The 26,333-nt window shown below is 58.4% G+C and carries 24 protein-coding genes and 1 pseudogene; 13 read left to right on the forward strand and 12 right to left on the reverse strand.

All coding sequences use genetic code 11. The annotated features are described in order from the left end of the window. Positions 1-43 precede the first annotated feature (43 nt). The 7 genes and pseudogenes from H4N61_RS04710 to H4N61_RS04735 all read left to right on the forward strand — a co-directional run bounded on the left by H4N61_RS04710 (position 44) and on the right by H4N61_RS04735 (position 7,945). Positions 44-529, forward strand: coding sequence for a TspO/MBR family protein (locus H4N61_RS04710; protein ID WP_182395173.1), 486 nt, complete (start codon positions 44-46; stop codon positions 527-529). A gap of 102 nt (positions 530-631) precedes the next feature. After that, the gene (guaA, locus tag H4N61_RS04715; RefSeq protein ID WP_169196684.1) at positions 632-2,200 is read left to right on the forward strand and encodes a glutamine-hydrolyzing GMP synthase; all 1,569 of its coding nucleotides are present in this window, start codon (positions 632-634) and stop codon (positions 2,198-2,200) included. Between the two features lie 265 nt (positions 2,201-2,465). After that, positions 2,466-2,834, forward strand: a pseudogene (locus H4N61_RS18485) (PAS domain-containing protein); the annotation flags it as partial. 182 nt (positions 2,835-3,016) lie between these two features. Then, complete coding sequence (locus H4N61_RS18490) at positions 3,017-4,192, forward strand: diguanylate cyclase (protein ID WP_349236475.1); 1,176 nt, start codon at positions 3,017-3,019, stop codon at positions 4,190-4,192. A 92-nt stretch (positions 4,193-4,284) separates the two neighbouring features. Beyond that, on the forward strand, positions 4,285-5,019 hold the full coding sequence (locus tag H4N61_RS04725) for a tetratricopeptide repeat protein (RefSeq protein ID WP_169196686.1): 735 nt from the start codon (positions 4,285-4,287) through the stop codon (positions 5,017-5,019). 24 nt (positions 5,020-5,043) lie between these two features. Beyond that, the gene (gene der, locus H4N61_RS04730) at positions 5,044-6,498 is read left to right on the forward strand and encodes a ribosome biogenesis GTPase Der (protein WP_169196687.1); all 1,455 of its coding nucleotides are present in this window, start codon (positions 5,044-5,046) and stop codon (positions 6,496-6,498) included. A 160-nt stretch (positions 6,499-6,658) separates the two neighbouring features. After that, on the forward strand, positions 6,659-7,945 hold the full coding sequence (locus tag H4N61_RS04735) for a hemolysin family protein (RefSeq protein WP_169196688.1): 1,287 nt from the start codon (positions 6,659-6,661) through the stop codon (positions 7,943-7,945). Positions 7,946-8,019: 74 nt separating this feature from the next. On the opposite strand, the gene H4N61_RS04740 is transcribed toward H4N61_RS04735, so the two are convergent. The 10 genes from H4N61_RS04740 to H4N61_RS04785 form a co-directional block, all read right to left on the reverse strand. Next, positions 8,020-8,754, reverse strand: a complete 735-nt coding sequence (locus tag H4N61_RS04740) for an SDR family NAD(P)-dependent oxidoreductase (RefSeq protein WP_182395176.1) — start codon at positions 8,752-8,754, stop codon at positions 8,020-8,022. After that, positions 8,754-10,244, reverse strand: a complete 1,491-nt coding sequence (purF, locus tag H4N61_RS04745) for an amidophosphoribosyltransferase (protein ID WP_182395178.1) — start codon at positions 10,242-10,244, stop codon at positions 8,754-8,756. Before purF ends, H4N61_RS04740 begins: the two co-directional genes overlap by 1 nt. 151 nt (positions 10,245-10,395) lie before the next feature. Next, on the reverse strand, positions 10,396-11,034 hold the full coding sequence (locus tag H4N61_RS04750; RefSeq protein WP_169196691.1) for a CvpA family protein: 639 nt from the start codon (positions 11,032-11,034) through the stop codon (positions 10,396-10,398). Positions 11,035-11,150: 116 nt separating this feature from the next. After that, on the reverse strand, positions 11,151-12,557 hold the full coding sequence (radA, locus tag H4N61_RS04755; protein WP_169196692.1) for a DNA repair protein RadA: 1,407 nt from the start codon (positions 12,555-12,557) through the stop codon (positions 11,151-11,153). 207 nt (positions 12,558-12,764) lie between these two features. Further along, positions 12,765-13,922 carry an alanine racemase gene (gene alr / locus H4N61_RS04760; protein WP_169196693.1) on the reverse strand — a complete coding sequence of 386 codons (1,158 nt, stop codon included), beginning with the start codon at positions 13,920-13,922 and terminating at the stop codon, positions 12,765-12,767. A 2-nt stretch (positions 13,923-13,924) separates the two neighbouring features. Further along, positions 13,925-15,412 (reverse strand): replicative DNA helicase, encoded by a 1,488-nt coding sequence (locus H4N61_RS04765; RefSeq protein WP_169196694.1) that lies wholly within the window; start codon positions 15,410-15,412, stop codon positions 13,925-13,927. Between the two features lie 237 nt (positions 15,413-15,649). Beyond that, a complete protein-coding gene (gene rplI, locus H4N61_RS04770) occupies positions 15,650-16,216 on the reverse strand; it encodes a 50S ribosomal protein L9 (protein ID WP_169196695.1) in 567 nt (188 codons plus the stop codon). Positions 16,217-16,313: 97 nt separating this feature from the next. Then, entirely contained in the window at positions 16,314-16,562 is a 249-nt protein-coding gene (rpsR, locus tag H4N61_RS04775; RefSeq protein ID WP_182395940.1) for a 30S ribosomal protein S18, read from the reverse strand. 25 nt (positions 16,563-16,587) lie between these two features. Beyond that, positions 16,588-16,986, reverse strand: a complete 399-nt coding sequence (gene rpsF, locus H4N61_RS04780) for a 30S ribosomal protein S6 (RefSeq protein ID WP_169196697.1) — start codon at positions 16,984-16,986, stop codon at positions 16,588-16,590. Positions 16,987-17,301: 315 nt separating this feature from the next. Beyond that, the gene (locus tag H4N61_RS04785; RefSeq protein ID WP_182395180.1) at positions 17,302-18,690 is read right to left on the reverse strand and encodes a GGDEF domain-containing protein; all 1,389 of its coding nucleotides are present in this window, start codon (positions 18,688-18,690) and stop codon (positions 17,302-17,304) included. A gap of 240 nt (positions 18,691-18,930) precedes the next feature. Here H4N61_RS04785 and fabD point away from each other — a divergent pair, with 240 nt between their 5' ends. The 6 genes from fabD (at position 18,931) to gmk (ending at position 24,382) form a co-directional block, all read left to right on the forward strand. Next, a complete protein-coding gene (fabD, locus tag H4N61_RS04790; RefSeq protein WP_169196699.1) occupies positions 18,931-19,881 on the forward strand; it encodes an ACP S-malonyltransferase in 951 nt (316 codons plus the stop codon). A 49-nt stretch (positions 19,882-19,930) separates the two neighbouring features. After that, positions 19,931-20,668 (forward strand): 3-oxoacyl-[acyl-carrier-protein] reductase, encoded by a 738-nt coding sequence (fabG, locus tag H4N61_RS04795; protein WP_169196700.1) that lies wholly within the window; start codon positions 19,931-19,933, stop codon positions 20,666-20,668. Positions 20,669-20,878: 210 nt separating this feature from the next. After that, positions 20,879-21,115, forward strand: coding sequence for an acyl carrier protein (locus H4N61_RS04800; RefSeq protein ID WP_169196701.1), 237 nt, complete (start codon positions 20,879-20,881; stop codon positions 21,113-21,115). Between the two features lie 17 nt (positions 21,116-21,132). Then, positions 21,133-22,398 (forward strand): beta-ketoacyl-ACP synthase II, encoded by a 1,266-nt coding sequence (gene fabF, locus H4N61_RS04805; RefSeq protein ID WP_169196702.1) that lies wholly within the window; start codon positions 21,133-21,135, stop codon positions 22,396-22,398. A 135-nt stretch (positions 22,399-22,533) separates the two neighbouring features. Next, positions 22,534-23,640 (forward strand): endolytic transglycosylase MltG, encoded by a 1,107-nt coding sequence (gene mltG, locus H4N61_RS04810; protein ID WP_182395182.1) that lies wholly within the window; start codon positions 22,534-22,536, stop codon positions 23,638-23,640. A 106-nt stretch (positions 23,641-23,746) separates the two neighbouring features. Then, the gene (gmk, locus tag H4N61_RS04815; RefSeq protein WP_169196704.1) at positions 23,747-24,382 is read left to right on the forward strand and encodes a guanylate kinase; all 636 of its coding nucleotides are present in this window, start codon (positions 23,747-23,749) and stop codon (positions 24,380-24,382) included. Positions 24,383-24,471: 89 nt separating this feature from the next. On the opposite strand, the gene rsmA is transcribed toward gmk, so the two are convergent. Further along, complete coding sequence (gene rsmA / locus H4N61_RS04820; RefSeq protein WP_169196705.1) at positions 24,472-25,326, reverse strand: 16S rRNA (adenine(1518)-N(6)/adenine(1519)-N(6))-dimethyltransferase RsmA; 855 nt, start codon at positions 25,324-25,326, stop codon at positions 24,472-24,474. Then, entirely contained in the window at positions 25,323-26,324 is a 1,002-nt protein-coding gene (pdxA, locus tag H4N61_RS04825; RefSeq protein ID WP_169196706.1) for a 4-hydroxythreonine-4-phosphate dehydrogenase PdxA, read from the reverse strand. Before pdxA ends, rsmA begins: the two co-directional genes overlap by 4 nt. Positions 26,325-26,333 lie beyond the last annotated feature (9 nt).

Below are 26,333 nucleotides of genomic sequence, written 5' to 3' on the forward strand. Positions count from 1 at the left end.
GCAAACTCGGCGTTCTCCTCCCAAATGGGCCTGGAGAACGCTAATGTCCGCCGCGACAACTGACTACCGCACGCCACAATCCTGGATTGTCCTCGCTGTCTTCATCGTCGCTGTCGTGGGGATCGGTAGCTTTATCGGCACCCAAACCCCTCCCGGTCCTTGGTTCGAGAGCTTGGCTAAGCCCTCGTGGAACCCGCCCGGCGCAGTTTTTGCCCCGGTCTGGACCATACTTTATGTCATGATCGCTATCGCTGGTTGGCGCGTGGTCATGGACAATCCCAAATCCAAAGCCATGATGCTGTGGTATGCCCAGATGGTGCTGAACTTTCTGTGGTCGCCCGTGTGGTTCGGGGCGGAAATGCCTTGGCTCGCCTTCGGCATTATTGTGGTGCTCTGGGTAACAATCGTCGCCTTCATTTTGACTGTGCGCCATCGCGATACGCTCGCGGCGTGGCTGTTTGTGCCCTATCTGGCGTGGGTGAGTTTTGCGACGGTCCTCTGCGGCACAATCGCCGCGATGAACAGCTAAGCCTTGCGAAACTGAGGGAGTGATCCGCTCCCTCGATTTTGCAACGCAAGTCTGCGCATCACTGGTCTTGCGGAATCCCGAAACTGGCTGTAAAGCCCGGCCATGCAGCACCCAGACACCGCCCCCACCGACACCATCCTCATTGTCGACTATGGCTCGCAGGTCACCCAGCTGATCGCGCGTCGTATCCGCGAGACTGGTGTTTACTGCGAAATCCATCCGTTCCAGTCCGCTGACGCCGCTTTTGCGGCGATGAACCCCAAAGGCGTGATCCTTTCGGGCTCCCCAGCGTCGACGCTCGATGAGAACGCTCCCCACATTCCAGAAGTCATCTTGACCTCTGGTCTGCCGATCTTCGGCATTTGCTACGGTCAGCAGGCCCTCTGCATGGCGCTCGGTGGCAAGGTCGAAGCCGGTCACCACCGTGAATTTGGTCGCGCCGAAGTTGTCGTCTCCAAGCCTAGTGCTCTTTACGAAGGCGTCTGGGATGACGGTGCCGCTCACCAAGTTTGGATGAGCCACGGCGACCGCGTCGTTTCCCTGCCAGAAGGTTTCGAAGTCGTTGGGACGTCGCCAAATGCGCCGTTCGCGATGATTGCGAACGAAGAGAAGAAAATCTGGGGCGTTCAGTTCCACCCTGAAGTGGTTCACACGCCAGATGGCGCCAAGCTGTTCCAGAACTTCGTCCATAAGATTTGCGGCCTCCAGTCCAACTGGACCATGCAGGCTTACCGCCAGAAGATGATCGACAAGATCCGCGAACAGGTCGGTTCCGGTCGCGTTATCTGCGGTCTCTCCGGCGGCGTTGATTCCTCCGTTGCCGCTGTTCTGATCCACGAAGCCATTGGCGATCAGCTCACCTGCATCTACGTTGACCACGGTCTGATGCGTATGAACGAAAGCGAACAGGTCGTGACCATGTTCCGCGATCAGTTCAACATTCCGCTGGTTCACGTCGACGTTTCCGACAAGTTCATTGGCGAACTTGAAGGTCAGGTCGATCCTGAAACCAAGCGCAAGATCATTGGCCGTCTCTTCATCGAAACCTTCGAAGAAGAAGCTAAAAAGCTTGGCGGCGCAGAGTTCCTCGCTCAGGGCACGCTTTATCCAGACGTCATCGAATCCGTGTCGTTCACCGGTGGTCCTTCGGTCACCATCAAGTCGCACCACAATGTGGGCGGCCTGCCAGAACGCATGAACATGAAGCTGGTCGAGCCGCTGCGCGAGCTGTTCAAGGACGAAGTCCGTCAGCTTGGTCGCGATCTCGGTATTCCGGATAGCTTCATTGGCCGTCACCCATTCCCGGGTCCAGGCCTTGCGATCCGTTGCCCGGGCGGCATCACACGCGAAAAGCTCGACATTCTGCGCAAGGCAGATGCGATCTATCTCGACGAAATCCGCAAGTCTGGTCAGTACGACAAGATTTGGCAGGCATTTGCCGTTCTGCTGCCGGTTCAGACCGTTGGCGTGATGGGCGATGGTCGTACCTATGAATTCGTCTGCGCTCTGCGCGCCGTGACCTCGGTCGATGGCATGACGGCTGATTTCTATCAGTTCGACATGAACTTCCTCGGTAAGACCGCGACCCGCATCATCAATGAAGTCCGTGGCATCAATCGCGTCGTCTACGACGTGACGTCCAAGCCACCCGGCACCATTGAGTGGGAATGATCTCCCGCACCTGATTTGAAAGTGCCGGTAGAGCAATCTACCGGCACTTTTTGTTTGTTGCCGTTGGTTTGCAACTCCGCCTCCGGTCGACGCGTTATTATGGTGCCAATAAGGCAAAAAGTGTCGGTTGGCGTCAGTGCCGGTTGAAGGGTTCATTTACTGCAGCAGAGTCTGTGATTTCAGATTTGCAGCAGTCTTTGGGATAGGTCTTCGATTGGCGGGCGCCGATAGGGGGTTAAGCGAAGTGACGAACCATCTCTCCATTGTGTCATTGCAGGCTGGGCCTCCACCCAACAAGAGCGACACGCAGTCCCGCTTACCGGTCGGTGATTTGGCGTCTACTATCGTCTCTGCCTTACCTTCGCCGGCTGCTGTGTTGAACCGACAGGGTCTAGTCTTGGCGATCAACGCTCAATGGCAGGACGTCAACACTCAGGCTGAAACCACAAGCATTGGAAATTCCTGGCTGAACCTTGTCGAGCCGGGGGATCGCTATGTGGCGCTTTCGTGCTTTTCTGAGGCAGCTGCCAATGCCCGCACCTCGATTGAATTGCGCCTGCTCACCCGGTCTGGATCATCCCGCTGGCATGTGGTCACATTGAGCCCACTGACCGCCGACACCTTGCTCTGCGTGGCCACGGACATCGATGCCATTCGCCGCCGTGAGGCTTTGCTCGAGACCAAGGCTTCGATGCAGACACAGATGCTCGACATCTCCGTAGATTGCATCAAGCTCATCACGCCCGATGGCATGGTCTTGCACATGAACAAGTCTGGTTGTCGCGCGCTGGGGTGCCAGAAGGCTCATCCTTTGGAGTGCCTTGGTTGGATCTTTTGCCCGACGATGTCCGCGAGGCCGGTCGAGCGGCCATTGAAGCTGCGCGCAATAGCAACATTGGTCGTTTCGCGGGTCGAAGCGTCATTCCCGGGCAGGCGCCGCAGCACTGGGACAATAGTTTGACGCCGGTTTTGGATGCCAATGGGCAAACCACTGCGATCCTGGTGGTCTCGCGTGAGGTCACCGCACAGCACATGGCAAATCAATCTCTCAGGCAGAGTGAAGAGCGCCTGAGCATGGCAGCCAATGTTGGCGGCCTAGGAATTTGGGACTACGACATTCGCGCCGACAAAATGGTTTGCGATGATAATTGGTATCGCATCGTTGGTCGCGACCCTTCGCAGCCGATCTCGTCGGTGGCCGAATTCGGACCGATGATCCATCCTGAGGATGTGCAGATCGCAACGGAGGTGCGCCACACTTCCGAAGAACTGCTCGCCACAGGTGAAGACTACCGGATCGTCTTCCGCGTGGTGCACCCTGACGGTGAGGTGCGCTGGGTGCGCTCGGCAGCGGCGATACAAACGCAAGACGGGCAGGCGGTGCGGGCGACCGGGTTCATGGTTGACGTCACTGAGAGCGTCCTGCGGGAACAGGCCCTTCAGGAGCAAAATCAGCGTTTGCTGATAGAGCGCGAATCTCTGGCGCTGCTGAGTTCTCAAGATGCGCTAACGGGCGTTGCCAATCGGCGCGAACTTGATGATCGGCTTGGTAAGCTTTGGGCGGACGCCAAATCGACTGGAATTCCGTTGGCGATTGTTATGGTCGATGTCGACCACTTCAAAGAATTCAACGATCACTATGGGCACCTGGCGGGAGACGCTGTGCTCAAGCGGGTCGCCGAAGCGTTGCTCTCGCTCACCCGGAGCACCGACCTTGTCGCCCGTTACGGCGGCGAGGAGTTCTTGATGGCTCTACCCGGCGTTATCAGGCCTGTGACCATACTCAACCGCATCAACGAAGTCGTGCGCGAGTTGGACGTTAATCACCTCTCCTCGCACACGGGGCGGCTAACAGTTAGCGCAGGATGCGCCGTTGGCGCGAATGTCGAAGGATCTGTCGAACACTTGATCGCGCGAGCCGATGAGGCGCTTTATCAAGCCAAACAGCAGGGGCGCGATAGATATGTGATCAACACTGCGGGGGAAGCCTAGAATAGTCCAACGAGACGCAGCCTATGGATGTTTGCAATCCGGGGACCTCATGCTAAAGCTGCCGGGAAATTTCGAACCAATTCAGGTTGCCAATGTCTCAGGACAATATCTTCCGCGAAATCGATGAAGAACTGCGCACAGACCGTATTCGGTCCATGTGGAAGCGGTATGCTCCTTTTGTCATTGGCGGTGCCGTCGCGATCGTCGCTCTGGTAGCGGTCAACGAAGGCTGGAGCTGGTATACGAAATCACAGTCGGCAGCGGCATCAGAAGAACTCTATTTGGCCTATGATGCGGCCGAAAATGGTGATCTTGAAGCGGCTCGCGCTCAGCTCGAAGCCATCTCGGCTAAGGGCGGCGGCTACGCTGTTTTGGCGCAGTTCCGCGCTGCAGCACTTCTGGGCGAACAGGGCGACTCGACAGCCGCCGTTGCCGCCTATGATGGTGTCGCCAACACCCAGTCCAACCCGCGCCTGCGTGAGCTGGCTCTCTTGTCGGCCGCTCAATTGCTCGTCGACACGGGCACTCTGGCTGACGTTGAAGCGCGCATTGCAACGCTGGCAACTGACGACAATCCACTGCGCCGTGTGGCGCGCGAACTGCTGGGCCTGGCTCAGTATAAGGCTGGCGAAGGCGAAGCGGCTCAGGCCAGCTTCGAAGCGGTTCTGAATGATCCGCTCGCTGCTCAGTCTACGCGCAGCCGCATGTCGTTCTATCTTGCACAAATGCTCTCGGAAGGCGTTGTCACTGCTGACGCGCCTGCCGCCGATGAGGCTCCAGCCGCTGACGAAGCGCCTGCGGCTGAAGAAGCCCCGGCAGCTGAATAACATACCCCTTGAAGGGACGCCGCCATGACGGTTACCGTTGCCATTGTCGGCCGCCCAAACGTAGGCAAGTCGACCCTATTCAACCGGCTCGTTGGTCGTAAGATCGCGCTGGTTGACGACACCCCCGGCGTCACGCGTGACCGCCGTGAAGCTGAAGGTCATATTGCCGATCTTACCTTCCGTGTTCTTGACACGGCAGGCTATGAAGACGTTCGTGACGGCAGCCTAGAAGATCGCATGCGCCAGCAGACTGAGCTGGCAATCAATGAAGCCGACGTCATCCTGTTCATGATCGACGCGCGCGCTGGCGTTGTGCCGCTCGACGAACGCTTTGCGCAGGTTCTGCGTAAGGCGGGCAAGCATGTCCACCTCGTGGGCAATAAGGCCGAAGCCAAGGCTTCCGAGCATGGCCTCGTGGAAGCGTTCAAGCTCGGCTTTGGCGAGCCGATCGCGCTTTCGGCAGAACATGGTCTTGGTCTTTCTGAACTCTACTCCATCGTTTCGGCTGCTATTGATAAGGCTGCTGAAAAGAAGGCGCAGGAAGAAGCTGATGCTGCGGCTGGTGAACAGTCCGATCTCGACTTCCTGCCTGAAGTTGATGTTGATATCACTCCCGACATGCTCGAAGGCGAAGGCGATGACGCAACACTGCGTTGGAACCCGAAGCGCTATTTGAACGTCGCCATCGTTGGCCGCCCGAATGCGGGCAAGTCGACCCTCGTTAACCGCATGGTTGGTGAAGAACGCGTTCTGGTCGGCCCAGAAGCTGGTATCACCCGCGACAGCATTCTCGTTCCATGGGAATGGGAAGGCCGCACGATCAACCTCGTCGATACCGCTGGTATTCGTCGTCGTTCGCGCGTTCAGGAAAAGCTGGAAAAGTTGGCAGTAGGCGACAGCCTGCGCTCGCTGCAATACGCGGAAGTCGTTGTGCTTATGCTCGACGCGACGATCCCGTTTGAAAAGCAGGATTTGGCTCTGGCCGATCTTGTGGAACGTGAAGGCCGCGCCATGGTCATCGCGCTCAACAAGTGGGACCTGATCGAAGACAAGAACAAGACGCTCACTGAGCTGCGTGAGGAATGCGAACGTCTGCTGCCGCAGGTGCGCGGTATTCCGCTCGTGACGCTTTCTGGCCTTACCGGCAAGAATATCGACCGTCTGATGGAAGCGATTTTCGAGGTGGAGCGTTCCTGGAATGCTCACGTTTCGACCTCGCGCCTCAACCGTTGGCTTTCGGGCATGATCGAGAGCCATCCACCTCCGGCAGTTGCTGGTCGTCGTCTCAAGATGCGTTACATGACGCAGGCCAAGACACGTCCGCCTTCGTACATCATTTTCGCTTCGCGTCCCGAAGTCGTCCCGATGAGCTATCAACGCTATCTTGTGAACGGCCTTCGTGAAGCCTTCGGTATTAAGGGATCGCCTATCCGTATTTGGCTACGCGGCGGCAAAAACCCCTACGCGCCAAAAGACTAAGCGTTTCGGTTCGGAGCTAGCTCCAAAAGTAAAGAGGGGGACGAGGGATTGTAAGGCAAACTTACTCCCTCGTCCCCTATTCACATCTGGACCGTGATCCCTATACTGGCGCGGTCGTAACAGCCCGTCATTGGTCACGGCCTGCCAATTTTGCACTTTGTTGCTTACAGAGATCCTCATCGTCGTCGTTCTGATTCTCGTGAACGGCGCCTTGGCCATGTCAGAACTGGCCGTCGTTTCTTCCCGTCCCGCCCGCCTCAAGGTCATGGCTGACCAAGGCAATAAAGGCGCAGCTACCGCTATGCGTCTCGCGGAAGAGCCTGGGAAGTTCCTTTCATCCGTCCAGATCGGTATTACGCTGGTCGGCATCCTTTCGGGTGCCTTCTCCGGTGCAACACTCGGTGCGCGCTTAACCGTCTGGCTTTACTCCGTTGGCGTTCCGACCAACATCGCCGATGTCGCTGGTGTTGGTGTTGTTGTCGTCCTGATCACCTACGGGTCGCTGATTTTGGGTGAGCTGGTGCCCAAGCAAGTGGCGCTGCGTAATCCCGAACTGGTTGCGTCGCGCGTCGCCCAGCCCATGTATATCTTGGCTAAGGTCGGTACGCCGATCGTTTGGCTCCTCGATATTTCGGGCAAGCTGGTGCTGCGCCTGCTCGGTCAGAGTGGTCAGAGCGAAGAAGTTGTGACGGAAGAAGAAGTCCGCACAATCATCGCTGAAGCGACTACTGCCGGTGTTCTCGAAACCGAAGAGCATTCGATGATTTCGGGCGTTATGCGCCTCGCGGACCGTTCTGCTCGCGGCATCATGACCCCGCGCCCTGACGTGGTGACGATCGATATTCGCGATCCTTACGAGGTCAGCCTGCAGACGATTCTGTCGACGAACCACACCAAGGTCCTCGTTGCAGATGGCGACGAAGATTCGATCATGGGTGTGATCTCGCTCTCAGACCTTCTGCCTGCAATGGCGACCGGACAGCAGCCCGATTTGCGCAAGCTCGTGCGCTCTATGCCGGTGGTGATGGAACACGCTGATGCCTTCGACGTCGTCGAAGCCATTCGCAACTCTTCAGCCCAAATGGCGCTCGTTGTCGACGAATATGGTCACTTTGAAGGTATCGTCACCTATGGCGATATTCTCGAAGTCATTACAGGCGTTTACAACGAAGAGCCGGGCGACGAACCCGCTATCGCTCAGCGCGATGACGGCTCGTGGCTGGTTGCCGGTTGGATGCCTGTCGATGACCTGTCGGAGCGCTTCAAGCTCAACATCCCCAAGGATGCGCGCTATGAAACCCTCGCCGGTTACATCCTCTCCATTCTCAATCACCTGCCAAAGCTGGGTGAGAGTTTTGAGCGGGACGGTTGGCGGTTTGAGGTGATTGACCTTGATGGTCACCGCATCGATAAGGTGCTGGTGACAGCGGTCGCCCCTGCGGCTTGAGCCGACCAAACAGAATAAGAAAAGGGCCCGTACCGGAATGGCGCGGGCCCTTTTGATTTGAGTGTCGGCTGCGATTAGATCGCTTCGAATGCCTTGGTTTCGATATTGAAAACCTTACCGTTTTCCGTGACCGAGGCGCTTAGCAGGTCGACAATTGCCGGAGCAATGTCAGACGGCTGGGGCAGGGTGTTTGGATCTTCGCCCGGCATAGCCTTGGCGCGCATCGCTGTGCGGACCGCACCCGGATAGAAAACATTGGCGCGCACATTGGTGGTGCTGATTTCACCCGAATACGACTTCACCAGTGCCTCAAGCGCCGCCTTGCTGGCTGCATAAAGGCCCCAGAAGGGCTTTGCGGAGCGCGCTGACGAGGAAGAGACGAAAACCGCACGACCAGCGTCGGCCTGGCGCAAAAGGACGTCCAGCGAGCGCAGCAGGCGATAATTGGCGGTGACGTTGACCGAGAAGACCTTGTCGAACTCGTCTGGCTTTAAATGCGCTACCGGGCTCAACACGCCTAGAAGGCCCGCATTGGCAACGAGACCGTCCAGCTTGCCCCAGCGCTCGTATATGGCCGCGCCAATGCGATCAATGGCGTCGCCATCGCGCAGGTCGAGCGGAACGAGGGTCGTTGAGCCGCCAATCGCCTGAATGGCGTCGTCTAGCTCTTCAAGGCCGCCTACCGTGCGGGCGATGGCAATAACATGTGCGCCGCGTCGAGCAGCCTCGAGGGCAGTGGCGTAGCCAATGCCGCGTGAGGCCCCGGTGACGACAATGACCTTGCCAGCAAGTTCAGTATTCTCAGACATTAACCAGCCACCTTCAGAAGCGAAGCTTTGTGTGGGTCGTGCTTAGACGTACCATTCATGTCCGTCAAAGCCGTTGGGTAATCGCCTGTGAAATAGTGGTCGGTGAACTGTGGAGCTTCTGGGTTCCGCTTTTCGCAACCAACAGCCTCGTAAAGGCCATCGATGGAGATGAACTCCAGCGAATCCGCGCCGATGAATTCACACATCTGCTGCAGTGTTTCGTACTGATTGGCGATCAGTGTTTCCGGGTCCGGAGTGGCGATGCCGTAGTAATCCGAGTGATAAATCATCGGGCTCGCCACGCGGAGGTGAACCTCAGTGGCTCCCGCATCGCGGATCATCTGTACGATTTTGACCGAGGTGGTGCCGCGCACGATAGAATCGTCCACCAGCACGACGCGCTTGCCAGCAATGACTGCGCGGTTGGCCGAATGCTTGAGCTTGACGCCGAACGCACGGATTTGCTGGGTCGGCTCGATGAAAGTGCGGCCCACGTAGTGGTTGCGGATAATGCCAAGTTCGAACGGAATGCCGCTCTGCTGGGCATAGCCAATCGCAGCTGGCGTGCCGCCATCTGGGACGGGCACGACAACGTCGGCGACGACGGGCGCTTCCTTGGCCAAGTTCGCGCCCATGTTTTTGCGGGCTGTATAAACACTACGGCCCGAGACCATCGAGTCCGGGCGCGCAAAATAGACATATTCAAAGAGGCACGGGCGTTCCGGCTGGGTATCGCGCGGCTTGCGGGCATCGATGGTCACAGTGCCATCGGGCTGCAGTTCGCAGATAATCACTTCGCCATTTTCCACGTCGCGGACATAGGTCGCGCCGATGATGTCGAGGGCGCAAGTCTCAGAGGCAAAGATTGGTTTGCCGTCGAGATCGCCCATGACCAGCGGGCGAATGCCGACCGGGTCACGCGCGGCCATCAGCTTGGTGCGGGTCAGCGCCAACATGGCGTAGCCGCCTTCCATCTGGCGAACGGCATCGATGAAGCGGTCGGTCGAGGAGGTCTGGCGGGAGCGGGCGATGAGGTGGAGAACGACTTCAGTGTCGGAGGTCGACTGGCAGATTGCGCCGGTCGCGATGATCTGGCGACGCAGGGTCAAGCCATTGGTGAAATTGCCATTGTGGGCAACGGCAATGCCACCGGCATCAAGTTCTGCAAAGAGTGGCTGAACATTGCGCAGGGCAACTTCGCCAGTGGTGGAATAGCGGGTGTGGCCGATGGCCATGGGGCCGGGGAGACCGGCGAGAACGGCTGGGTCGGTATAGTGATCACCCACGAGGCCCATGCGTTTTTCCTGATGGAAACGCTCGCCGTCGAAGGAAACGATACCGGCCGCTTCTTGGCCGCGGTGCTGGAGAGCATGCAAGCCGAGCGCCGTCAGGGTGGCAGCTTCAGGGTGTCCTAAAATGCCAAACACCCCGCACTCTTCATGCAGGGTGTCTCCATCAAGGTCGAAAGCGTCATCTGCGAGATGGGTCACCTTGGGTCTCCTTGCAGTTGGACCGAGCTATTCCATAACAGGAATGGGGCTCGTTTACGCCAGCTGTTGAGCCCCGCCAATAGCCCATTTTGCTATGGCTAGCAAAATGACAGTTTCGTTCGCCCGCCTAAGCGGTTGAGGCGAATGATTCTTAGTTCTGCGGTGTCGCTGGCAATGTGGTGATTGACGGCGAAGCGGCTGGCGCAGGCGCGACAGTGCCATTGCCGACAGCTTCGGGTGGAAGAGCCACAGGCGCTTCCGTATCGTCGGTCAGATTGCCGCCGCCGCCACGCAGAATGTCGGTGACCTGAGCTTCAAGCCCATCTGGCAGCATGGAAATCAGGGTGGTGCCCATGTTTTGCAGATGTGGGCGAGTCTGAGCCTTGTCGGCCCATTCCGGCAGGTTTGTTCCCAAGAGCCACACACCGAAGATGGTGATGACAATCGAAATCAGAATGCCGCGCAACACGCCAAAGACGAAGCCAAGCGTACGGTCGATCGGCCCAATGCGGCTATCGATGACAAAGTCAGCAATGCGCATGGTCAAAAGGTGGAGCACAATCAACGAGATGATGAAGCTCAGGACAACTGTGGCAATGTCCGCGACAACCGGCTCAGCAATGTAGCCGCGCGCGATTTCGGGGTGGTACTGCCACATATAGACAGCGATAGCGGCAGAGCCAGCCCATGTCGCCAGCGAGAGAACCTCGCGTGTAAGGCCTCGTGCGGTCGCTAAAATAGCGGAAATGAGCACCAGTACACCAACACCAACGTCAAATGCAGTTAGCATATGTTCTCGCCTACTTGTCCGAGCCGACAGTCAATTGAGGCAGCTTTAACGGAGTTAGTAGGGCCTGCCAAGGCTGTGTAAAAGCCAGCATGCAAAAGTCCACGAAAACCGTTTGTTTACCATCCCTCCGCCTCTGGCTCGGGAATGGCACGCTGCCCCTTGGCTGCAATGGCGCTCACCATGTCGGCCAATTGCGCATATTCAGTGACCATGAGGTTTTTGCTCTTATCGGCCTTGCCCAATTTGCCTGTCGCAACGGAGCCAAACCCCAGCTTTTCTGCCTCTCTCAGGCGTAGTCCAGCATGGGAAACCGGGCGGACGCCGCCCGCCAAAGAGATCTCGCCAAAATAGGCAGCGTCTTGCGGAAGGGGGGAATTGGTGAGGGAAGAAATAAGCGCTGCGGCGACGGCGAGGTCAGCAGCAGGCTCGTTGATTTTGAGGCCACCCGCGACGTTGAGATAGATGTCATTGGCGCCGATACGGACGCCGCAGCGGGTTTCGAGAACCGCTAACACCATGGAAAGACGTTGCGAATCCCAGCCAACGACAGCGCGGCGTGGGGTGCCGAGGGGGGAGGGCGCGACGAGCGCTTGGATTTCGATGAGCAGGGGGCGGGTGCCCTCCATGCCAGCAAAGACAGCTGAACCGGCGGAGTTTTTATCGCGCTGATCAAGGAAAAGTGCTGATGGATTAGCGACTTGCTCGAGACCGCCCTGGGTCATGGTGAAGACGCCGATTTCGTCAGTTGCGCCGTAACGGTTTTTCACGCCACGCAAAATGCGGAAGGTGTGGCTGGCGTCGCCTTCAAAATAGAGAACGGCGTCAACCATGTGCTCGACCACGCGGGGCCCGGCAATGGAGCCATCCTTGGTGACGTGGCCAACCAGAACGACAGCAGCGCCAGTTTTCTTGGCGACGCGGGTCAGAGCTTGCGCCGAGGTGCGGACCTGCGTGACGGTGCCGGGAGCGGAATCAACCCGGTCGGTCCATAGGGTCTGGATCGAATCGATGATCACGAGATCGGCTGGCGGGCCCTCTTCGAGAGTGGCGAGGATGATTTCGACATTGGTTTCCGCCGCCAGCAGTACACCTGTGTCCGCAAGGCCAAGTCTTTGAGCACGCAAGCGAACTTGCGCGACCGCTTCTTCACCCGAAACGTAGATAACGCGTTTCCCCTGGCGGGCGAGGGCGGCAGCGGACTGGAGGAGCAGGGTCGATTTCCCGATCCCTGGATCGCCGCCAACGAGGAGGGCCGAGCCTTTGACAAAGCCGCCGCCGGTCACCCGATCGAGTTCGGCAATGCCGCTCACCACACGGGCTGCGCCTTCGGTTTCACCGGCGAGAGACACCAGCGTTGTGGCGCGGCCACCGGCCTTGGCGGATTTGGGGCCCGCACCGACGCCAGAATCGACAACTTCTTCGACAATGGTGTTCCACTCACCACACGCGTCGCACCGCCCCTGCCAACGGCTCGAAACCGCGCCACATGCCTGACACAAGAACGAAGATTTCAGTTTAGCCAAGGTGGGTACTTTCCTCTGGGGCGCGGCTGGGCAGATAGGTGGCTTCTGGCTGGCATTCTCTGGCTTCTCGACGGGCACGCCATTGGCCTTTTGGGGCCTCAGTGCCAACAAAGAAGGGAGCGCCAAAACGGCAAAACCACCTGCTATTGGGCCGGAGCCTAACAGCAAGTGGTTTCAAAAAACAAGAACAAAGGCGGAACTTTGTAATCAGCCCTGTGGGTGGGGCTGAGACGGCTGGCTTGGTGGCAGCGCGCCATCACCAATGTAGATGCGATTATAGCGCCCTTTTAGGGCGGTGAGGATTTCATAGCCGATGGTGCCCGCTGCGTCGGCCTGATCGTCGATTGGAACATTGGCGCCGAGCACTTCAACGCCTTCGCCCGGCGTGGGGAGATCGGAGCCAAGCTCGGTGATGTCGACGATGGTCAGGTCCATCGAGATTTTGCCCACGATCGGGCAGAGGCGACCGCGCACGAACACCTTGCCGCCCGGACGCTGATTGGTGCCTGAGAGGGAGCGGAACAGACCATCGGCATAGCCGTGACCGATGACGGCGAGGCGCGACGGGCGATTGAGCGTATAGGACGCGCCGTAGCCTACGGTTTCACCCGTGCGACCTTCAATGACCGACAGAATCGGAACATGGAGCGTCACGACATTGGCCATTGGGTTCTTGCGACCAGCAACGGCTCGGCCGCCGTAAAGAGAGATGCCGGGGCGAACCATTTGGAAATGGTAGTCGCGGCCGCTCATCAGCCCGGCCGAATTGGCCAGCGAAGCAGGGATGCCGGGGAATTGCTGCATAACCGAGCCAAAGAGCGCCAGCTGGGTGCGGTTCTTCTCGTGGTTCGGTTGATCGGCACAAGCCAAATGGCTCATGATCATCTGCGGGGCAAAGCCGAGCTTTTCGATCTTTTCGCGCACGGCACTGGCTTCACTGAGGCGGAAGCCCAATCGGTTGATGCCGGTGTCGAAATGGAAGGCGGCTGGATAGGCCTCATTGCGTTCGACGCACTTGGCGAGCCATTCCTCGAGCATTGGCATAGAGCCAAGGACGGGCATGAGGTTCTGGCGAATGTAAAGGTTCGCCGCCCCCGGATAGAGCCCGTACAGCACGAAGATATGCGCTTCTGGAACGGCGGCGCGAACTGCCAATCCCTCATCGGGCGTGGCCACGAAGAAGAAGCGCGCGCCAGAGGCGTAAAGCGCCTTGCTCGCAGCTTCCGTCCCGGTGCCATAGGCATCGGCTTTGACGACGGCAGCCGTCAATGCACCCGCGCTCACCTTGTCGAGCGCGCGCCAATTACGGGCAAGAGCGCCCAAATCAATGCTCAGTTGGCCGCCAAGGCCGGAGGTCAGAGTCATACCTATTCCATGCGTTCGGGCAGATAGTCTGCCCGAGCAAGATTACCAAAGCGGGTAAATTGCGCCTCGAAGCTGAGCTGAACAGTGCCGGTGGGGCCGTGACGCTGCTTGGCGACGATAACTTCCGCCTTGCCGTGCACTTGCTCCATTTCCGCCTGCCAAGTCAGGTGTTCGGGCGTCCCCTCTTTGGGCTCCTTGTTCTTGAGATAGTATTCTTCGCGGTACACGAACATTACAACGTCCGCGTCCTGCTCGATAGAACCCGATTCGCGAAGGTCGGAAAGCTGCGGATGCTTGTCATCGCGCGTTTCAACCTGACGGGAGAGCTGGGACAAGGCGATCACTGGGCACTCCAGCTCCTTCGCCATGGCCTTGAGCGTCGTGGTGATTTCCGTCAGTTCCTGCACGCGGTTCTGCTGGGAGGCTTTTGACGAGCCCGAGAGCAGCTGCAAGTAGTCGACGATGAGGAGGTCGAGCCCCTTCTGGCGCTTCAAACGGCGGGCGCGCGCGGCGAGCTGGGCGACCGAGATACCGCCGGTATCGTCGATGTAGAGCGGCACCTTGCTCATCATATTGGACACGTCGACCAGCTTAGCAAACTGCTCGTCGTGAATACGACCGCGGCGAATGTCGGAAGACGAGACTTCCGCCTGCTCGGCCAGAATACGCGTTGCGAGCTGTTCGCTACTCATTTCGAGCGAGAAGAAGCCAACAACACCGCCATTGACGGTTTTCAGATTGCCGTCGGCCTGCACTTCGGCGCGATAGGCGCTGGCGACGTTGTAGGCGATATTGGTCACCAGCGAGGTTTTACCCATCGCCGGACGTCCTGCCAGAACGATCAAGTCGGAGCGCTGAAGGCCACCCATTTGTTTGTCGAGGTCGTGCAGAGCCGTCGCGACACCCGATAGACCACCGTCACGGGCAAAGGCTTCGCCTGCCATCTGGATCGATGCACTCAGCGCGGCGCCAAAGGCCTGGAAGCCACCTTCCGCACGCCCCTTTTCAGCGAGCTGGAAGAGTTCGCCTTCGACCTTTTCGATCTGCTTGGTTGGCGTGGTTTCAATGTCCGCGTCATAGGCGGTCTGCACCATTTCTTCGCCAACCTGGATGAGGCTGCGGCGAATGGCGAGGTCATAGATAGCCTGACCGTAATCAAGCGCGTTCAGAACCGTCGTCGCCTCTGCCGCCAAACGCGACAGATATTGCATCATGGTGACGTCGGGGAGCAGCTGATCGGGCAGGTGGGTTTTGAGCGTCGCCGGCTCCGCAGCCTTACCGGCGCGGATGATTTTACCGGCGAGTTCATAGATCTCGCGGTGAATGGGCTCGTAAAAATGTTCGGCCAGCAGAAAATCGGAAACGCGGTAAAACGCGTCGTTATTGATCAGGATCGCGCCCAGCAGCGCCTGCTCAACATCGACGTTATGCGGTGCGACGCGGAACGATTTTTCTTCTGCTGTGGGATGTAGACGGGCGATCTCAGCCAAAGCGCACTCCTGATGTTCACCGTATCAATGTCAGGCGAGTTTGCAGTGAGTCTGGCTTACGTCCCTAGGGTTAACGTCTCTGACCATGCTCTCGAATAACCCAATGTGAAGACTGGGAACAATGGGGATAACTTAGGTACGAATTTAGCTAAGTCTATGGCCGAACGTGTCAACGGACAAAAGAAAAAGCCGGGCATGAAGCCCGGCTTTTCCAAAGGGGTCGTCGCGTACCGAAGATTAGTCTTCGAAACGGTCGTCCTGTTCTGCGTCCTTCTGGCCAGCAGCGAAATCGCCGTTGTCTTCCAGATCGAACGAGTGAACGGTGACGTCTTCGCCAGCTGCCTGACGCTCAGCTTCGTCAGCCGAACGAGCGATGTTGACGGTGATCTTAACAGCAACGTCCGAGTGCAGGTTCAGCGGAACGGTGTGAACGCCAACGGTCTTGAGAGCGTCTGGCAGATCAACCTGGTTGCGCTGGATAACAAAGCCGTCAGCTGCGAGAGCTTCGACGATGTCACGCGATGCAACCGAACCGTACAGCAGGCCGGTTTCGCCAGCCTGGCGAACCATAACGATGCTGTGGCCGTTGAGGCCTTCAGCAATGCCAGCAGCTGCGGTGCGGCGTTCTTCGTTGCGCTGTTCAATGTGAGCACGCTCAGCTTCGAACTTCTTGCGGTTTGCTTCGGTTGCGCGCAGTGCCTTGCCCTGTGGGAGCAGGAAGTTACGTGCAAAGCCGTCCTTTACGGTGACTTCGTCGCCGATGGTGCCGGTGCGGCCGATGCGTTCGAGCAGAATGACCTTCATGTCATTTATCCTTTTGGCTGTCCCGTTTCCGAGAAACGGTTAGGAGCCGCGGACCATCCGCGACCCCAACAATGAGTTTTCGAAAGACGGTTAGGTCTTACGATACGACGTATGGCATCAGGCCGATGAAGCGCGCGCGCTTGATGGCACGAGCCAGTTCACGCTGCTTCTTCGCCGAAACGGCGGTGATGCGCGAAGGAACGATCTTGCCGCGTTCCGAAACGTAACGGGACAGCAGACGAACGTCCTTGAAGTCGATCTTTGGCGCGCCTTCACCCGAGAATGGGCAGGTCTTACGACGGCGCTGGAACGGACGGCGAGCCTGGGAAGTGGTCAGGTCTTTAATAGACATTGTTCTCGTTCCTTATATCTTAGAAGCGGCGTGGGCGACGTTCGCCCGAGAAGCCACCACGATCACCGCCACGGGCGTTGTCGCGGTCATCACGATCGCGCTTCTGCATCATTGCCGATGGGCCTTCTTCAAGCTCTTCAACAGCGATGGTCATGAAGCGCAGGATGTCTTCATTGATGCGCATCTGGCGTTCCATTTCAGCAACGGCAGCCGGAGTGGCGTCGATGTTGAGCAGGGTGTAGTGAGCCTTGCGGTTCTTCTTGATACGGTACGCGAGACCCTTGAGGCCCCAGTATTCGTTCTTGGTGACCTTGCCACCGTTCTGGCCGAGGATTTCGGTCAGCGCAGCGGTCAGTTCTTCAACCTGCTGCTGAGAAACGTCCTGGCGAGCCAGGTAAATGTGTTCGTAAAGGGCCATGGATGCGCCTTCCTTTGGATTTGAACCAAGCATTCTTCTGGCGCGGAGCCCCTTCGAAGCCGGAAAGGCATCAAAGCAGTCTTGCAAAGAGCGGGAACACGGGAGGCCGGACTTTTTGACGGTCCTATCTTGTCCTTATGGGCAAGAGCCCAAACGGCAAAACCCTCCGTTCAGCCCCCGGCCAAACGAATTGCTGGGTGGGCTATAGGAGGTTCATGGGGGAATATCAAGCAGAAACGCTGTGGTTTGGGTCTGCGGCGACAGCCTTGTGACGGGGAGCAGTAGCCGCTTTTGCCCCCCGGCGCTGTCGCTGAATTAGCGGTTGTGACGCCGGTCGGGAACGGGGGAGTTGACCATCTGCTTGATCTCTTCGGTGAAGGCGACCACGCGGTCACGCCCAGTGCGCTTGGCGAGATAGAGGGCGTTATCGGCACGACGCAGCATTTCAACGCTGTCAGCGCCAGGGCCGAATTCGGCGACGCCAAAGCTCATGGTGAAGGGCACGGGTTTCTCGACCGCGTCAAACACCTCTACGCCCAACAGACGTTTGCGAATGCTCTCAGCATGGCGCACGGCATTTTCCAAAGTGCCGTTGATAACGATGGCAAATTCTTCGCCCCCGATTCGTCCTGCGCCTTCGTTGCGGCCCAGGCCCTCGCGCAGCTCGAAGCCGACGTTGCGCAACACGTCATCACCGACATTGTGGCCGAAGGTGTCGTTGATGGTTTTGAAGTGGTCGATATCGCCCATGATTAGGCAGAACGGGGTGGCGCGATAAACGGCATTATTGAGGACTTCGATCGTGCCGCCACGATTGAGGAGGCCTGTGAGCGAATCTTGGTTGGCAAGCTGCTCTAGATTGTGGTGGGCGGTGCGCCAGCCGGAATTGATGATGGTGATGGCCAGAGTGCCAATCGCGATCATGGCGATAGACAGGCGGAAGGAGGTCAGTGCGTCCGCATCGGTGAGGTCATAGCCAAGATCGATACCGCCGAGGGGAGCTGCGATCAGCATAAAGGTAATAATGATCGCGCTGATTGCGGCGGCGGCAAAGGCGCGGAACACAATCGCGCACCAGATTAGGCCCGGAATGACGTAATTGGGCGAGCCGGGCCCGCCAATGAGCACCATGAAGCCAACGAGCAGGAACGCGCAGGCGAGCGCTGCATATTGATTATTGCGTTGGTTCGCATTGGCCGAAAAGAAGCGGAGGCGGCGCGTCGTGCCAATGTTGGCGGCCAGCAGTACGGGCAGATAGATAGCGTAATTGACCAGCTCGGCCGCGAGCCACACCATAAAGGAGTGGGAGGCATCCATATTAAAGTGCGTCGGGCCAATGATTGCCCCTGCCATCGCTGTGGCGACGGAGGCGCAGGTCATAATGAAGATGATGATGATGGCGTCGTCGGGGCGGGCGAGGGTCAAGGTTTCGAGTGTCAGGACACGCGCAAGGGCTGCGCCGACGAGAACGCCCACCATATTCGCCCCATTTAAGATGAGGGCGAGATTGACCGGCGCGCCGGTTGTGAGATCTGCAATCACATAGGCCGCTGCGGCGACACTCCACGTTAGCGCCGTGACGGCTTGTGCGCGCAGGAGCACAAAAGACAGCAAGATCGCGTTCGCTGGCCATATGCTGGCCAAGGAAAAAATCATCCGAGACTGAATGCCGACGTAGCACGCCAGCAAAATAACGATGCCCAAGAATAGGTTATCGAGGACCCAAGGCCTGACGAGAGGGGCGGCACTCAATCTTTTCGATAACCACTGCATAACTTATGGTGCTCTTAAACTTTGTCGTTGCGGAACAGCTCCACGTGGTTCTGTGGGCTTTGGTGATACGCGCGACGCCTTGACTCCGCCGCATGTAGGTTGCAAAGCCCGTTTTACCGGCGACTTACCTTATCGCCACCTTCCAACGAATTCGTTACCGGGGAATTCATAATGTCGAGCACAGCATTCACCTTTCCAGGTCAGGGCAGCCAGGCCGTTGGCATGGGCAAGGACCTCGCTGACGCGTTCCCTGAGGCACGCGCAGTCTTTGAAGAAGTCGATAGCGCGCTGAACGAGAATTTCACCGCCATCATGTTTGAAGGTCCGGAAGACGTACTCCGTCTGACCGAAAATGCCCAGCCAGCACTGATGGCTGTGTCGATGGCCGTTGTCCGCGTGCTGGAAGCCAAGGGCGTCAAGCTTGCCGATCATGCCGCTTTTGTTGCTGGCCATTCGCTGGGCGAATATTCCGCGCTTTGCGCTGCGGGCACCTTCTCCATCGGTGATGCGGCGCGTCTGCTGCGTACCCGTGGTCAGGCGATGCAGAAGGCCGTTCCGGTCGGGCATGGCGCTATGGCCGCTCTGCTGGGCCTTGATCTCGACACCGCACGCGCTGTGGCTGAAGAAGCCGCACAGGGCGACGTCTGTCAGGTCGCAAACGACAATGCGCCAGGGCAGGTGGTTGTCTCTGGCGCCACAGCTGCCATTGAACGCGCGCTGGAACTGGCCAAGGCCAAGGGCGCCAAGCGCGCCCTGTTGCTTCCTGTGAGCGCACCTTTCCACTGCGCGCTGATGCAGCCAGCGGCGGAAGCCATGCAGGCGGCGCTTGCCGACGTGGCGATGCACAATCCAGTTGTCCCCGTGATTTCCAACGTCCTCGCGGCGCCGATCACCGATGCGATTGAGATTCGTCAGCGCCTCGTTGAGCAGGTCACCGGCGTTGTTCGCTGGACCGAGAGCGTCACCTGGTTGGCCAATGAAGGCGGCGTAACCAAGCTGGTGGAAGCCGGTGCGGGCAAGGTGCTTACAGGCCTGGCCAAGCGCATCGCTCCGGAGCTGGCAGCACAGGCTATCAACACTCCAGCCGATATCGACGCATTCGTCGCCTCGCTGAACGCATAATGTGGGCTTAAAAGCCCCATCTGAGATACATCCCCGAAAGAGGACACCCATGTTTGATCTTACCGGTAAGCGCGCGCTCGTAACGGGTGCCAGCGGCGGCATTGGTCGTGAAATCGCCAAGGCCCTCGCTGCTGCAGGCGCAACTGTTGCCCTCTCTGGGACCCGCGTTGCAGCTCTGGAAGAGACCGCCCATGCAATCGGCAAGGATTGCCCGATTCTTCCAGCGAATCTGTCCAAGCTCGAAGAGGTCGATGCGCTCGTTCCAGCGGCTGAAGCCGCTATGGGCGGCGTCGATATCCTCGTGAACAACGCTGGTCTGACTCGCGACAATCTCTTTATGCGCATGAAAGATGCGGAATGGGATGAAGTGATTGCAGTGAATTTAACTGCGGCATTCCATCTCAACCGCGCCGTCCTGCGCGGCATGATGAAGGCCCGTTGGGGTCGCATCATCGGTATTTCTTCGGTTGTCGGTGTCACCGGCAACGCGGGTCAGGGCAATTACGCAGCCTCTAAGGCTGGCCTGATCGGCATGAACAAGGCACTCGCCTACGAAGTTGCAAGCCGAAATATCACTGTAAACTCAATCGCTCCCGGCTTTATTGCATCGGCAATGACGGATGAATTGAACGAAAAGCAGCGTGAATCCATTCTCGCTTCTGTTCCAGCTGGTCGCCTCGGCACCGGTCAGGAAATTGCAGCATGTGCCGTCTTTTTGGCGAGCGATGCTGCAGCCTATATCACCGGTCACACACTGAACGTGAACGGCGGTATGGCGATGATCTAAGGCTTCTAGCCTTGGATAGAGGTGTATTCGCGGCTGGCCTTGCCTGGGGAAACGTGTTACCCCGCGCCGCGTTTACCCATGCCGTCGGCTTGCGGGCGCACAATATGCCGCCTACATTGCCGCCGAGCTAGTCAACAGCATGCTTGATGTATTGGCTTGCCGCCAATAAGAAGCGAATACGAAACGTCGATTTCAAAAAGGAAGTCAAACATGAGCGATGTCGCTGATCGGGTCCGCAAGATCGTTGTAGAACACCTCAATGTGGATGCGGAAAAGGTCGTAGAAAAGGCCAGCTTCATTGACGATCTGGGTGCAGACTCGCTCGATCAGGTTGAGCTGGTTATGGCTTTTGAAGAAGAATTCTCGGTCGAGATCCCGGACGACGCAGCTGAGTCGATCCAGACCTTCGGCGATGCCGTTGCGTTCTTGACCAAGGCTACCAGCTAATATTGGCTGGCCACACCATGGAACTACGTCGAGTCGTCGTAACCGGACTGGGTCTAGTCACGCCTCTTGGCTGTGGTGTTGAGGCTACATGGTCCAACATCCTGGCTGGGAAGAGTGGCGCCAAGCGTATCGACGGCTTCCAAGTCGACGATATTGCCTGCCAGATCGCCCACCTAGTTCCTCGCGGGGCATATGCCGATGGCATGTACAACCCCGACGAGTGGATGGAGGTCAAAGAGCAGCGCAAGGTCGACGAGTTTATCGTCTACGCCATGGCTGCGGCCACTCAGGCTATCCAGGATGCGGGCGTTGAGCCCAAAACCCAAGAAGAGCAGGAACGCACTGGCGTTCTGATCGGATCGGGTATCGGCGGTATCGGCGGCATCTATGATGCCTCCGTTACGCTGCACGAGAAGGGCCCACGTCGGATCAGCCCCTTCTTCATCCCAGGTCGTCTGATTAACTTGGCCTCTGGCCATGTTTCAATCCGTTTCGGTCTCAAGGGGCCGAACCATTCCGTCGTAACCGCTTGCTCCACCGGTGCGCACGCCATTGGCGATGCGGCCCGTCTGATTTCGTTCGGCGATGCAGACGTTATGGTTGCGGGTGGTACGGAAGCTTGCGTCAATCGTTTGTCGCTGGCCGGCTTTGCGGCTGCCCGCGCACTTTCGACTGGCTTTAACGACAACCCAACCGCAGCGTCGCGTCCTTATGACAAGGATCGTGATGGCTTCGTGATGGGCGAAGGCGCTGGCATTGTCGTGCTCGAAGAATACGAGCGCGCTAAGGCTCGCGGCGCCAAGATTTATGGCGAAGTGATCGGTTATGGCCTTTCCGGCGATGCTTATCACATCACTGCACCAGCACCGGAAGGTGAAGGTGGGTTCCGCGCAATGAGTGCTGCAGTCAAGCGCGCAGGCATTTCTGCCTCCGAGATTGACTACATCAACGCTCATGGCACTTCGACGCCACTCGGCGACGAACTGGAACTGAGCGCAGTGACGCGTGTTCTTGGCGATGCTGCGAACAAAGCAGTTATGAGCTCGACCAAGTCGGCTATCGGTCACCTTCTGGGTGCTGCTGGTTCGGTTGAAGCGATTTTCTGTCTGCTCGCCATGCGCGATGGAATCGTGCCGCCGACCCTCAATCTCGACAATCCTTCCGTCGAGACCGCCATCAATCTTGTTCCCCACAAGGCGATCAAGAAAGAGATCAACGTGGCGCTTTCCAACAGCTTCGGTTTCGGTGGCACCAACGCTACTCTGGTGATGCGCAAGGTCTAAGCGCTTTTTTCCAATATTTTGCGAGGGGCTCTGCGCTTTCCAGCGCGGAGCCCCTTGTCTTTAATCGGTCTTCGCCACAGTTTGGCACTAGAAGACTGACAAAAGGCCACCTCAAGGCCCGGAGAGAGTTGATAGATGAACGAGCACAGAAAACGCCGCCGCAAACGCTCAGGTAACGGGCTGATTGACGTTCTCAATGGCCTTCTTACACTGCTCGTAATCGGGCTGGTTGTTGTGGGCGGTGCAGGTTTTTATATCGCTTCCCAGTATTATGGTGATGGCCCAACGCAGGAAGACCGCGTGTTTCGCGTTGAGTCCGGCAATACGCTGAGCACCACTGCGAACCGTTTGGAAGAACAGGGGTTCATTTCCAATTCGCTGATCTTCACCCAATTTGGATCGCGCGTTGAGCAAAGTGCTGTCGTCAAGGCTGGTGATTTCAACATCCCTGCTGGCTCCAGCATGTCCAAGATTTTGCAAGAGCTGACGCTGGGCGACCCCATGCGCTATGCTGTGACCATTCCAGAAGGCTGGACGGTCTGGCAGGCCGTGCAGCGCATCAATGCCGATGATCGCCTGACGGGTGACATTAGCCAGCTGCCGCCAGAGGGTTCGATCCTGCCGGGCAGCTATGACTATGTGCCGGGCGACTCGCGCCAGACTGTCCTCGAAAAAATGCAGGCGGCGATGACGCAGGCTTTGGCCGAAGTCTGGGACAGCCGTCAGCCAGATCTGCCACTACAGTCGCCAGCGGAGATGCTGACACTCGCCTCTATCGTCGAACGCGAAACCGGCGTTGCCTCGGAACGTCCGCAGATCGCAGCGGTGTTCGTCAATCGTCTGCGCACCGGCATGCGTCTGCAGTCTGACCCGACGATCATCTATGGCATTACGCTGGGTCAATCGACGCTCGACCGCGGCATTCGCCGCTCGGAAATCGAAGCCAAGACCCTGTATAATACCTATCAGATCGACGGTCTGCCGCCGACGCCAATTGCCAACCCTGGCATTGAAGCGCTCCGCGCTGTCGCCAACCCAGATAGCCACAACTATCTCTACTTCGTGGCCAAGGGTGCAACTCCTCGCGAAGGTCACGTCTTTGCGGAGACCTATGACGAGCATCGTCAGAACGTCGCCCGCTACCGTGAAATTGAGCGTGAAGCGGCAGCTCAGGCAGAGGCAGAAGCCGAGGCTGCACGGCAGGCGCTAGAGGCCGAAGAAGCCGAAGACGCGCCACAATAAGGTGAGATTGAGGGCAGGGCAGTGCGTAAAGCCTGCCTTGCCCTTGACCATTTTGGGGGGATGTCGCAACAAACGCGACAAGAGTTTTACGATAAGAGAACCGACAATGGACTTTCAGCGCCGCGGCGTCATGCTGGTGATTGCATCTCCCTCAGGAGCAGGCAAATCCTCGATTTCGCGAGCCCTGTTTGGTGATGATCCAAACATCCGCCTGTCTGTCTCTGTGACGACGCGTGAGCGCCGGAGCGATGAAATCGACGGCAAGCACTATCACTTCATCGACGTCGAGACGTTCAAGAAGATGCAGGCTGCGGGCGATCTGCTCGAGTCCGCTGAAGTGCATGGCAATTTCTACGGCACGCCGCGCTCCAAGGTTGAAGAGCAGCTGGTCGCGGGCCACGATATTCTCTTTGATATCGATTATCAGGGTACGCTGCAGCTCTATGAAAACGCGCGCGCCGATATGGTGACCGTGTTCATTCTGCCGCCGTCGATTAAGGAGCTGCGCTCCCGTCTTGAGCGTCGCGCGCAAGACAGCGTCGGCACGATCGAGAAGCGCCTCAAGAACGCAAAAATCGAGATGGACCACTTTGCTGAGTACGACTACGTGATCGTCAACGAGGACTTGGAACAGTCGGTGGCGCGCGTCCGGGCCATTTTGGCCTCAGCACGTCTTGCGAGCCGTCGTCAGGTGAACCTTGAAGGTTTTGTCCGCGAGCTGCAGGGCCAAATCGAAGGCTGATTTTTGGTCTTATTGGATGGTAAAGCCTCGGCGTGAGCCGGGGCTTTTTTGTTGGTTCTTACCCCGACCCTAAAGACTTGTGGCGGCGCTTAACCCTGGCGCAGGCCGGGGAGCGCGCGGGCCATGGCGAGGAAGCTTTCGACGGGAAGGACTTCAGCGCGTTCGTCGCCCTTCAAATCAGCCGCCGCGAGGAGGGCCTCAACCGGCACGCCAAGCGATTTGAGCGACTGGCGGATCATCTTGCGGCGCTGGCCAAAGGCGGCCTTGGTAATCTGCTCGACATGCTTGACCGCAAGACCTTCTTCCACGGGCTTGGGCACCAGATGGACGACAGCCGAGGTGACGGCCGGGGCCGGGACAAAAGCCTGCCGCGGCACATTGAAGGCAATGCGCGTGTGGCAGCGCCAATTGGCGAGAACGGCCAAGCGGCCATAGTGATTGTCGCCCGGCTGGGCGCAAATGCGTTCGGCCACTTCGCGCTGGAACATCAGCGTCAGGCTGTCAAAGAACGGTGGCCAAGGATCAGTCGTCAGCCAGCCAATAAGCAGCGGGGTGCCGATATTGTAAGGCAGGTTGGCGATGAGGCGCGTCGGACCAGTGGTTGAGGCGAGGGAGCGATAGTCCATCTCCATCGCGTCGCCGCTGATGACGGTGAGGCGGCCATTGTAGTGATCGGAGACTTCGGCAAGGGCGGGCAGAGCGCGGGCATCGCGTTCGATGGCGATGACTTCGTGAGCGCCTTCTGCCAGCAAAGCGCGCGTCAGACCACCGGGGCCGGGGCCAACTTCAATAACGCGAACCCCTTCGAGCGAACCCGCAACGCGGGCAATGCGGGCCGTGAGATTGAGATCGAATAGAAAATTCTGACCCAGCTCTTTTTTGGCGCGCAGATCGTGGGCGGCGATGACGTCGCGCAGCGGCGGGAGATTGTCGATTTGGCTCATGACTTATTGGCCGTCATTTGGTGCGCCATGGCAATGGCCGCAGCGAAACTGGAAGGGGAAGCTTTGCCGGTGCCGGCAAGAGCATAAGCGGTGCCGTGGTCGGGCGAGGTGCGCACGATGGGCAAGCCCAAGGTGACATTGACCCCAGCGTCGAAGGCCACGGTTTTGATCGGGATCAGGGCCTGATCATGATACATCGCCAACACCGCATCATACTGACGCCAGTGGGGCGGGAAAAACAGCGTATCGCCGGGCAGCGGGCCGATGGCGTTTATGCCCTCGGCGCGCGCGGCCTCAAGAGCGGGCACGATGATTTCTACGTCCTCGCGGCCGATGGTGCCGTTTTCCCCCGCGTGCGGGTTTAGCCCAGCCACAGCGATCTTTGGCGCAGCGATGCCGTAGCGCGCGGTGAGATCGCGCGCCATGACGCGCAGGGTCTCGACGATGAGATCGTGGGTGATGAGCCCCGGCACGTCCTTGATGGGGACGTGGATCGTCAGCGGAACGGTACGCAGGTCTTCATGCGCCAGCATCATCACCGGGAGAGGCACAATGCCGTTTTCGGCGCAGAGTTCTGCAAGATATTCGGTGTGGCCAGGATGCGCGAAGCCGACCTCATAGAGCGCAGCTTTGTTGATCGGGGCGGTTACCACGGCGCTGGTGCGCCCGGCGCGTGTATCGGCCACAGCGCGGGCGATAGCCTCAATCACCACTTTGCCGGTTCCCGCAACGGACTGACCCGGCGTGTCGGGCACGTCACCGGGTAGCGAGAGCACGGGCAGGGCGTTCGGAAACTGTGAAGTTGCCGTCTCTGGCGTCGCCTCAACTATAGAAATGGAAAGTCCGAGACGCTGGGCGCGTTGGCGAAGAAATTCGGCGTGGCCATAAACGAGAAAAGCGGGCAGGGCCCGCGCATCACGCTCAGCGTAGAGTTGGAGGATGAGGTCCGGGCCGATGCCGGCCGGTTCGCCCATGGTCACAGCCAATGGAGCAGTCATTCTGGCTCT

The organism is Devosia sp. MC521 (genome assembly GCF_014127105.1).
In the GTDB taxonomy this organism is placed as follows: domain Bacteria; phylum Pseudomonadota; class Alphaproteobacteria; order Rhizobiales; family Devosiaceae; genus Devosia.

What these genes read in the sequence shown, in the direction of transcription:
- H4N61_RS04710 (WP_182395173.1), top strand. Translation starts at nt 44, where the DNA reads ATGTCCGCCGCGACAACTGACTACCGCACGCCACAATCCTGGATTGTC.
- guaA (WP_169196684.1), top strand. Translation starts at nt 632, where the DNA reads ATGCAGCACCCAGACACCGCCCCCACCGACACCATCCTCATTGTCGAC.
- H4N61_RS04725 (WP_169196686.1), top strand. Translation starts at nt 4,285, where the DNA reads ATGTCTCAGGACAATATCTTCCGCGAAATCGATGAAGAACTGCGCACA.
- der (WP_169196687.1), top strand. Translation starts at nt 5,044, where the DNA reads ATGACGGTTACCGTTGCCATTGTCGGCCGCCCAAACGTAGGCAAGTCG.
- H4N61_RS04740 (WP_182395176.1), bottom strand. Translation starts at nt 8,754, where the DNA reads ATGTCTGAGAATACTGAACTTGCTGGCAAGGTCATTGTCGTCACCGGG.
- H4N61_RS04750 (WP_169196691.1), bottom strand. Translation starts at nt 11,034, where the DNA reads ATGCTAACTGCATTTGACGTTGGTGTTGGTGTACTGGTGCTCATTTCC.
- alr (WP_169196693.1), bottom strand. Translation starts at nt 13,922, where the DNA reads ATGACTCTGACCTCCGGCCTTGGCGGCCAACTGAGCATTGATTTGGGC.
- rplI (WP_169196695.1), bottom strand. Translation starts at nt 16,216, where the DNA reads ATGAAGGTCATTCTGCTCGAACGCATCGGCCGCACCGGCACCATCGGC.
- rpsF (WP_169196697.1), bottom strand. Translation starts at nt 16,986, where the DNA reads ATGGCCCTTTACGAACACATTTACCTGGCTCGCCAGGACGTTTCTCAG.
- fabD (WP_169196699.1), top strand. Translation starts at nt 18,931, where the DNA reads ATGTCGAGCACAGCATTCACCTTTCCAGGTCAGGGCAGCCAGGCCGTT.
- fabG (WP_169196700.1), top strand. Translation starts at nt 19,931, where the DNA reads ATGTTTGATCTTACCGGTAAGCGCGCGCTCGTAACGGGTGCCAGCGGC.
- H4N61_RS04800 (WP_169196701.1), top strand. Translation starts at nt 20,879, where the DNA reads ATGAGCGATGTCGCTGATCGGGTCCGCAAGATCGTTGTAGAACACCTC.
- fabF (WP_169196702.1), top strand. Translation starts at nt 21,133, where the DNA reads ATGGAACTACGTCGAGTCGTCGTAACCGGACTGGGTCTAGTCACGCCT.
- mltG (WP_182395182.1), top strand. Translation starts at nt 22,534, where the DNA reads ATGAACGAGCACAGAAAACGCCGCCGCAAACGCTCAGGTAACGGGCTG.
- gmk (WP_169196704.1), top strand. Translation starts at nt 23,747, where the DNA reads ATGGACTTTCAGCGCCGCGGCGTCATGCTGGTGATTGCATCTCCCTCA.
- rsmA (WP_169196705.1), bottom strand. Translation starts at nt 25,326, where the DNA reads ATGAGCCAAATCGACAATCTCCCGCCGCTGCGCGACGTCATCGCCGCC.
- pdxA (WP_169196706.1), bottom strand. Translation starts at nt 26,324, where the DNA reads ATGACTGCTCCATTGGCTGTGACCATGGGCGAACCGGCCGGCATCGGC.